The organism is Desulfobulbaceae bacterium, assembly GCA_015231515.1.
GTDB lineage: Bacteria > Desulfobacterota > Desulfobulbia > Desulfobulbales > VMSU01 > JADGBM01.
On record JADGBM010000196.1, the window covers coordinates 1 to 3,099 of the forward strand.

Here is a 3,099-nt window from a genome sequence, read left to right on the forward strand (position 1 = left end):
ATGGTCTATGAATTTCCACAGACTTTGCAAGAATGCGGAGAAACTGTTCTCGGTCACGGTCATCTTTGAAAATAGCACTCCGACCATTGCCACGGTTGGTGACATGGTACACTGCACCAGGATATTGTATGCGAAGAGGTCGAGCCATGCCCTCTTTTTAGGGGGTGGCCACTTATTTGTCAAGAAGAAAGATTTGACCCCAAAGCTCCCCCAAAGCTCCCTCAAAGCTCTGTAAAATAATACTGGCTTTTAGTTGGCATTCTGACATATCATTATGAAATAACTTATTTTAAGGAGGCAAAAATGGCTACCGACCAAAGTGAAAACATGCTTGATGATGATCTTTATGATGACGATGAAGATACCCTTAAAGACAAGTACCTCACCTTTCATCTTGCCGGCGAAGACTATGGAATTGAGATTGCCTTTGTCACCGAGATAATCGGCATCCAGAAAATTACAGAGGTGCCTGACATGCCCAGGTTCATCAGGGGTGTGATTAACCTGCGCGGCAAGGTCATCCCGGTTATGGATGTACGCCTGCGATTCAACCTGGAAGAAAGGGCTTACGACGAACGAACCTGCATTGTGGTGGTAGATATTAACAGTACCGCTGTTGGTTTGGTTGTCGATGAAGTCAGCGAGGTCGCAGATATCCCTGAAAATGATGTTGAACCGCCACCCAACACCGGCAAAGGCAAATCGAGCCGATACCTGAAGGGCATGGGCAAAATGGGTGACTCCGTAAAAATCTTACTCGACATAGAAAAACTACTGCATGAAGATGAACTTGAACTACTCGAAAAGGAAGTAAACTATCACACCCAATTATAGGAGGGGAAGTAATGAAGATAGGCATGAAACTAATCAGCAGTTTCGCAATTGTGGCGGTTCTTGTGGCAGTAGTCGGAAGTATTGGAGCCTATGGTTTAAATAAAACCGGCAATGCAACAGACATCATTTTGGACCAGAAGGTACCTATTATGGATGCCGCCATGGAAAGTATGATTTCCCTGATAAGCGGCAGAGATATCATGGGTGAATTTTTACTCAGCGAAGACGTTGCTACTCTCGACGAAACGCAAAAAGAGTTCGAGCAGACGGTAGTCGCCTTTGACGAAACCAATGGGTATGTCAAAAAAAACGCCAGTGAAGAAATTCGAAATCTTGCTAATCAGGCTGACGAATTTCACAGTAAATTTGAAGAAAACGCTGTCAAAATGATGTCGGAACACCGGTTACTTCTCACAGCCAAAGCTGATGCCGCAAAGATTATGGGAGATTTTGACACACATGTGTATGACCTCAAAAAACTGCTGGTTGATTATGAAGTCGAGTTAACCAAGGTGCAAAAGATTGATGAAAAAGTTGATGCTGCAATGGAGGCAAAAACGCTTTTGGTTGAACAACAGGCAATCGCGGAAGAGTATATGAGCGTTGACTCTCTTGAGGAAAGCGCCAAATTGAGAACGGCTTTTCAAGAAAAATTAAAAGAGTTTGATAAACTTGAAAAGTTACTACCCCAAAAAATCACTACTGAGCATGATGACTTTGTTAAACTGGCCCTTGGTAAAGATGGATTATTTGACCACAAAGATGAAGAAGTTGCTCTGCATACTGTAACAATGGAGCATATGGCCCTTGTCGATGAATACAGTAACAAAAGTGATCTTTTGATGGACAAAGTTGAGGAGAGTGCCTCCAAAGACATGCAAGCGGCAATGCAGGTTGCTGATGCCGCTCAGTCGACCAGCAAAACTATGATTATCAGCTTCACGCTGCTTTCTTTTGTTGCTGCACTTATCTTTGGTTTTTTTATAGGCCGTGGCATCTCCGTGCCACTTACCAAGTCTGTCGACATGATAACAGAGATGGAGAAGGGCCATCTTGGCATGCGGCTCAATATTGATCGCTCAGATGAAATTGGCACCATGGCTAAAACTCTGAACAGATTTGCTGACAACCTTAAAGATGAAGTCGTTACAATTTTGAATCATCTGGCAGAGGGTGATCTAACTTTTAAAGCATCTCCCAAAGACGTAGAAGATATGATCGGTAACGCTTTAAAGAAAACAGGAGACGACCTGAATAGGATCGTTGGAGAAATACTGGCCGCCACTGAACAGATCGCTGCCGGGGCTGGTCAGGTATCCGATGCCAGCCAGTCACTTTCACAAGGTGCGACTGAATCTGCCGCTGCCTTGGAACAGATCACCTCATCAATGACCGAAATGGGTTCTCAAACAACAACAAATGCAGAAAATGCCTCTCAGGCCAATCAGTTGTCCTCGCAAGCCAAGCATGCTGCTGAAACAGGTAACGAACAGATGCAGAATATGGTTTCTGCCATGGGCGAAATCAACGATGCGGGTCAAAGTATCTCTAAAATTATCAAGGTTATTGATGAAATTGCCTTCCAAACAAATCTACTTGCCTTAAATGCCGCAGTTGAGGCGGCTCGCGCCGGTCGACACGGCAAAGGCTTTGCCGTAGTTGCAGAAGAGGTCAGAAACCTGGCCGCCAGAAGTGCAAAAGCTGCCAAGGAAACCGCTGAACTTATCGAAGGCTCTGTGGCAAAAACCAAAAATGGTACCGATATTGCCAATAAGACCGCCGAATCTTTGGCTGAAATTGTCAGCGCCGTCACCAAGGTTACCGATTTAGTCGGAGAAATAGCCTCAGCCTCCAACGAGCAGGCTGAAGGGATCAGCCAGGTTAACAGTGGTCTTGGCCAAATTGACCAGGTTACACAGCAAAACACAGCAAGCGCTGAGGAAGGTGCTGCGGCAGCCGAAGAACTTTCCAGTCAGGCGATGCACCTGAAAGCACTTATGAACACCTTTAAAGTTAAAGGCAGTTCCACGAAATCCATTCCCCGTCAGGCGTTACCACACCAGGCATCAAATACTGCCCACACAGAAGGCTGGGGTGATTCTCCAGTGAAATCGCCTAAGCCCAGTGAAGTAATTGCCTTAGACGACAGTGAGTTTGGCAAGTTTTGAAATTTCCGGCCCTGGTGACCAGCGCGCCAGCAGCATATATGTTGAACCGCCATTATTAATTTGATGTTGGGGCTTAATTTATATAGAATATTTCATA

General features: G+C 45.1%; 2 protein-coding genes. Both read left to right on the forward strand.

The window, feature by feature from the left end; translation table 11 throughout:
- Window positions 1–303: 303 nt before the first annotated feature.
- Window positions 304–834, forward strand: a complete 531-nt coding sequence (locus HQK80_16080; GenBank protein MBF0223711.1) for a purine-binding chemotaxis protein CheW — start codon at window positions 304–306, stop codon at window positions 832–834.
- A gap of 11 nt (window positions 835–845) precedes the next feature.
- Window positions 846–3,002 carry a HAMP domain-containing protein gene (locus tag HQK80_16085; GenBank protein ID MBF0223712.1) on the forward strand — a complete coding sequence of 719 codons (2,157 nt, stop codon included), beginning with the start codon at window positions 846–848 and terminating at the stop codon, window positions 3,000–3,002.
- Window positions 3,003–3,099: the final 97 nt, after the last annotated feature.

Bases quoted from the DNA above. Each gene is read 5' to 3' on its own strand.
- HQK80_16085 (MBF0223712.1), top strand. From the start codon at position 846: ATGAAGATAGGCATGAAACTAATCAGCAGTTTCGCAATTGTGGCGGTT.
- HQK80_16080 (MBF0223711.1), top strand. From the start codon at position 304: ATGGCTACCGACCAAAGTGAAAACATGCTTGATGATGATCTTTATGAT.